Annotated in this window: 5 protein-coding genes; all 5 read right to left on the reverse strand. The window is 31.9% G+C overall.

The window, feature by feature from the left end; genetic code table 11:
- Positions 1-1,450, reverse strand: a 1,450-nt coding sequence (locus HMPREF3247_RS00990; protein WP_070856995.1) for a CDP-glycerol glycerophosphotransferase family protein, incomplete at its 3' end; no start/stop codon positions are given.
- A gap of 21 nt (positions 1,451-1,471) precedes the next feature.
- Complete coding sequence (locus HMPREF3247_RS00995; RefSeq protein WP_000610205.1) at positions 1,472-2,497, reverse strand: ribitol-5-phosphate dehydrogenase; 1,026 nt, start codon at positions 2,495-2,497, stop codon at positions 1,472-1,474.
- Complete coding sequence (locus tag HMPREF3247_RS01000) at positions 2,490-3,206, reverse strand: D-ribitol-5-phosphate cytidylyltransferase (RefSeq protein WP_000872486.1); 717 nt, start codon at positions 3,204-3,206, stop codon at positions 2,490-2,492. Before HMPREF3247_RS01000 ends, HMPREF3247_RS00995 begins: the two co-directional genes overlap by 8 nt.
- Positions 3,207-3,481: 275 nt before the next feature.
- Positions 3,482-4,651, reverse strand: coding sequence for a teichoic acid glycerol-phosphate transferase TarF (locus tag HMPREF3247_RS01005; protein WP_000594815.1), 1,170 nt, complete (start codon positions 4,649-4,651; stop codon positions 3,482-3,484).
- 427 nt (positions 4,652-5,078) lie between these two features.
- Positions 5,079-5,344 (reverse strand): CDP-glycerol glycerophosphotransferase family protein (locus HMPREF3247_RS01010; RefSeq protein WP_180363497.1); only part of this gene is annotated, 266 nt, incomplete at its 5' end.

The raw sequence follows: 5,344 nt of genomic DNA on the forward strand, positions 1-5,344 counted from the left end.
TAAATACTGCATATTCATATATTAAAGATGAATAGTCACTAATTAATAAATCTGTTATGAACAGTATATCATTAACTTCTCTAAAGTCAGAAACGTCAACAAAATATTGTTTATGTTTGTCTGCAATATTAAGTCTATTTTTCACAAATGGATGCATTTTAAATAATACAACCGCGTTATTTTTTTCGCAATATCTTGCTAAACGTTCAAAATCAATTTTGAAAAATGGGTAATGTGCTGTACCATGACCACTACCTCTAAATGTTGGTGCGAAAAGAATGACTTTCTTACCTTTAATAATTGGTAATTCATCTTCCATCTCTTGTTTGATCTGTGTCGCATAAGCTTCATCAAATAGTACATCAGTACGTGGAACACCTGTAGGCACTACATTTTTCTCTTTAATACCAAATGCTTCAGCGTAGAATGGAATATCGGTTTCAGATGATACATAAGCTTTTGTATAGCTACGATGATTTAATGAATCAATAAATGGTCCACCCTTTTTACCAGTACGACTAAAGCCAACTGTTTTAAAGGCACCAACGGCATGCCATACTTGAATAACTTCTTGAGAACGTCTAAAACGCACTGTATAAATCAATGGGTGAAAGTCATCAACAAAGATGTAGTCTGCCTTCCCAAGTAAATATGGCAATCTAAACTTGTCGATGATGCCACGTCTATCTGTAATATTCGCTTTAAAAACAGTGTGAATATCATACTTTTTATCTAAATTTTGACGTAACATTTCGTTATAGATGTATTCAAAGTTTCCAGACATCGTTGGTCTAGAGTCTGATGTGAACAACACCGTATTCCCTTTTTTCAAGTGGAAAAATTTCGTCGTATTAAATATCGCTTTAAAAATAAATTGTCTTGTATTAAATGATTGTTTGCGGAAATACTTACGTAATTCTTTATATTTACGAACGATATAAATACTTTTAACTTCCGGAGTCGTTACAACAACATCAAGGACAAATTCATTAACATCGCTAGAAATTTCAGGTGTAACAGTATAAACCGTTTTCTTCGAAATGCCGCCTTTTCTAAATTCTTTTAGGTAAGTCTGCAATAAGAAATTGATTTTACCATTTTGTGTTTCTAATTCGTTGTATTCTTCTTCTTGTTCTGGCTTTAGATTTTGATATGCATCATTAATCACATCTGGGTTTAACTGTGCAATATAATCAAGTTCTTGCTCATTCACTAATAAGTACTTATCTTCAGGTAAGTAATAACCATTATCTAAGATAGCTACATTGAAACGACAAACGAATTGATTCCCATCTATTTTGACATCATTCGCCTTCATTGTACGTGTCTCAGTTAAATTTCTTAATACAAAATTACTATCTTCTAAATCTAGGTTTTCACTATGTCCTTCAACGAATAACTGAACACGTTCCCAATAGATTTTATCTATATATATCTTACTTTTAACCAACGTTAATTCATCCTTTTCTATTTACATAATCCATTTTAATACTGTTTTACCCCAAGATGTAGACAGGTCTGCTTCAAAAGCTTCTGTAAGATCATTAATTGTTGCAATTTCAAATTCTTGACCTTTTAACAACGCTAATTTATCTACAATATCTGGGTATTGAATGTATAAGTCTACAACATCTTGGAAATCTTTTGAACCACTTCGACTACTACCAATCAACGTTAGTCCTTTTTCCAATACTAGACGTGTATTAACTTCTACTGGGAACTCACTTACACCTAACAGTGCAATGCTTCCTTCTGGTGAAATGTAATCGATCATTTGATTTATGGCTGATTGACTACCGCGACCACCCACACACTCAAATGCATGATCAAATGTTAAGCCTTCAGGTATTTTATTAATAAAGTAGACATCATCAACAAATGAGAAGTGACTCAATTTATAATCTGTTTTACCAAAGACATATATTTTAGACTCTGGATATAATTTACGTAATAAAATGGCTGTAATGTAACCTAAGTTACCATCACCCCAAATACCAAATGTATTTTTATTTGAAATAGATTTCTTTTCAAAACGACGAATAGCATGCAAACTTACTGTTACAAGCTCTGTATATGAAATAATACTTAAATCAATATCATCAGGTAGTGGTACAGCTCTATCATGATTTAGCAACACAAAATCTTGCATAAACCCATCATGTCCACTTGATCTGAAGTAGCTCGATTTTAAATAGTTTTCAGCAATGACATCGTCTTTTTCTGTCGGCGTATTCGGTACCATAACTACTTTTGTACCTTTATTAAACACACCTTTACTGTCAAATACGACCTCACCAACACCTTCATGAATTAAAGACATTGGCAATTTCTGAGATAAGACATTCTCATCACGGCTACCAGTATAATATCTTTGATCGGCAGCACAAATTGACATATATAAAGGACGTACAATGACATAGTCACTGTAAATATCTACGTTGTTATACGTAACTTCAAATTGTCTAGGTGCAACTAATTGATATACTTGATTAATCATCGGCAATACCACCTCGAATAATAGCATTCGCTACTTTTAAATCGTAAGGTGTTGTTACTTTAATGTTATATAACTCACCTTTTACAAGTCGAACCGGTTTGTTTGTTTCTACAATAATCTTACAAGCATCAGATAAAATACTCTTTTGCTCATCACTCAACTGTGCATAGCTTTCTTTTAATAAATTAATATTAAACGATTGAGGTGTTTGACCTTGGTACATTTCATTACGCACTGGAATTGCATCAATCGTTTGATTATCTTTAGATGTAACAATCGTATCTATAGCATCAATCACTGTATCTACTGCACCGTACTCTAAAGCAGCTTGAATATTTTCTTTAATAATACGATGCGTTAAAAATGGTCTAACTGCATCATGTGTCACAATGACATCGTCATCGTTAATACCATTTGTTGATTCAATATGTTTAACGATATTCATAATTGTATCGTTACGATCGCTACCACCTTGAATGACTTCAATTCTTTCATCAGAAATTTTGAATTTTCTAAGTGTATCTTTCGTATGCGTCATCCATTGTTGTGGCGTCGCGATAATAATTTTTTCAAAATCATTAATTAAAATAAATTTTTCTAATGTATGGATTAAAATCGGTTTGTTGTCTAAATCTAAAAATTGTTTAGGTAAAGGTACGTTACCCATTCTTGAGCCTATACCTCCAGCTAGAATACCAGCGTATTTCATAAAATACTTCCTCCATTCAACTATATCTATATTTAATTATTTAAATTTCGTTGCATTTTCCAATTGAAAACTCATTTTAAAATCAAAACTCTAAATGTCTGTGTATTACTTAAAATTATACATATTTTGCTTATATTTTAGCATATTTTGTTTAAACCTATATTACATTATATCAGACGTTTTCATACACAAATAATAACATACAAGCAAACATTTCGTTTATTATTTATATCACTTAACTAATTAATTTATAATTTTTTATTGTTTTTAAGTTATCACTTAAAAATCGTTTGGCAAATTCGTTGTGACGCTTGTCCATCTTCTAATGAACAGAATTTTTGATAAAATACCGTTCGTGCTTCAATATACTCATTTGCAGTCTCATCGATTTGTTTTAATGCATCAATGAGTGCTGTTTGATTTTCAACAATTGGACCTGGCAACTCTTTTTTATAATCCATGTAAAAACCTCTAAGCTCATCGCCATATTTATCTAAGTCATATGCATAGAAAATTTGCGGACGCTTTAATACACCGAAGTCGAACATGACAGATGAGTAGTCGGTAACTAACGCATCGCTGATTAAGTATAAATCCGAAATGTCTTCATAATCTGAAACGTCTTTCACAAAATCATCATGTTCATCAATACGTGTCACAACTAAATAATGCATGCGTAATAAAATAACATAATCATCATCCAGCGCTTGACGCAAAGCTTCTATATCAAAGTTAACATTAAATTGATATGAACCTTCTCGAATCGCTTCATCGTCACGCCAAGTTGGCGCGTACATAATCACTTTTTTATCTAATGGAATATTTAATCTTGTCTTAATACCATTAATATATTCAGTATCATTGCGTTTATGTGATAATTTATCATTTCTTGGATAACCTGTTTCCAAAATCTTATCTCGACTAACATGAAATGCATTTTGAAATATCGATGTCGAATATGGATTAGGTGACACTAGATAATCCCACCGTTGGCTTTCTTTTTTAAAGCCATCTTGGTAATTTTGAGTATTTGTTCCTAGCATTTTAACGTTACTAATATCCAAACCAATCTTTTTTAATGGCGTGCCATGCCATGTTTGTAAGTACGTCGTTCGCGGTGATTTATATAACCAATCTGGTGTACGTGTGTTAATCATCCACGCTTTCGCTCTTGGCATCGCTAAAAACCATTTCATTGAAAACTTTGTAACATATGGTACATTGTGCTGTTGGAATATGTGTTCATATCCTTTTTTCACACCCCATATTAATTGGGCATCGCTATGTTCAGTTAAGTATTCATATAATGCTTTGGGGTTGTCGCTGTATTGTTTACCATGAAAGCTTTCAAAATAAATTAGATTCTTGTTTGGCAATTTTGATAGTAATTTAAAAGTCGTATATATACTATGTTCTATCAATTTTTTAATTGTATTTTTAATCATGTCGTACCTCCGACGTGTTTTTGTAATTATATTAATATGTATGAGCAAGCTCATTGTAACCATGCCTATTATAGCATTTCATCATAAAATACATTTAACCATTACACTTGTCGTTAATTATCATACGAAATACATGATTAATGTACCACTTTAACATAACAAAAAATCGTTATCCATTCATAACGTATGTGTTTACACATTTATGAATTAGATAACGATTGGATCGATTATTTTATTTTACAAAATGACAATTCAGTTGGAAGGTGATTGCTTTTGATTGAATCGCCTTATGCATGAAAAATCAAAAGGTTATTCTCATTGTATAGTCCTGCTTCTCATCATGACATGTTGCTCACTTCATTGTCAGAACCCTTCTTGAAAACTATGCCTTATGACTCATTTGCATGGCAAGTAATATATGCCAACATTAGCGTCTAAACAAATCTTTGACTAAACGTTCACTTGAGCGACCATCTTGATATTTAAAATGTTTATCTAAGAATGGTACAACTTTTTCAACCTCATAATCTTCATTGTCCAAAGCATCCATTAATGCATCAAAGGATTGTACAATTTTACCTGGAACAAATGATTCATATGGTTCATAGAAATCACGCGTCGTAATGTAATCTTCTAAGTCAAATGCATAGAAAATCATCGGCTTTTTAAATACTGCATATTCATATATTAAAG

Source organism: Staphylococcus sp. HMSC36A10 (assembly GCF_001838845.1).
Lineage (GTDB): Bacteria > Bacillota > Bacilli > Staphylococcales > Staphylococcaceae > Staphylococcus > Staphylococcus aureus.

Coding starts and splice junctions, on each gene's coding strand:
- HMPREF3247_RS00995 (WP_000610205.1), bottom strand. CDS start 2,497: ATGATTAATCAAGTATATCAATTAGTTGCACCTAGACAATTTGAAGTT.
- HMPREF3247_RS01000 (WP_000872486.1), bottom strand. CDS start 3,206: ATGAAATACGCTGGTATTCTAGCTGGAGGTATAGGCTCAAGAATGGGT.
- HMPREF3247_RS01005 (WP_000594815.1), bottom strand. CDS start 4,651: ATGATTAAAAATACAATTAAAAAATTGATAGAACATAGTATATATACG.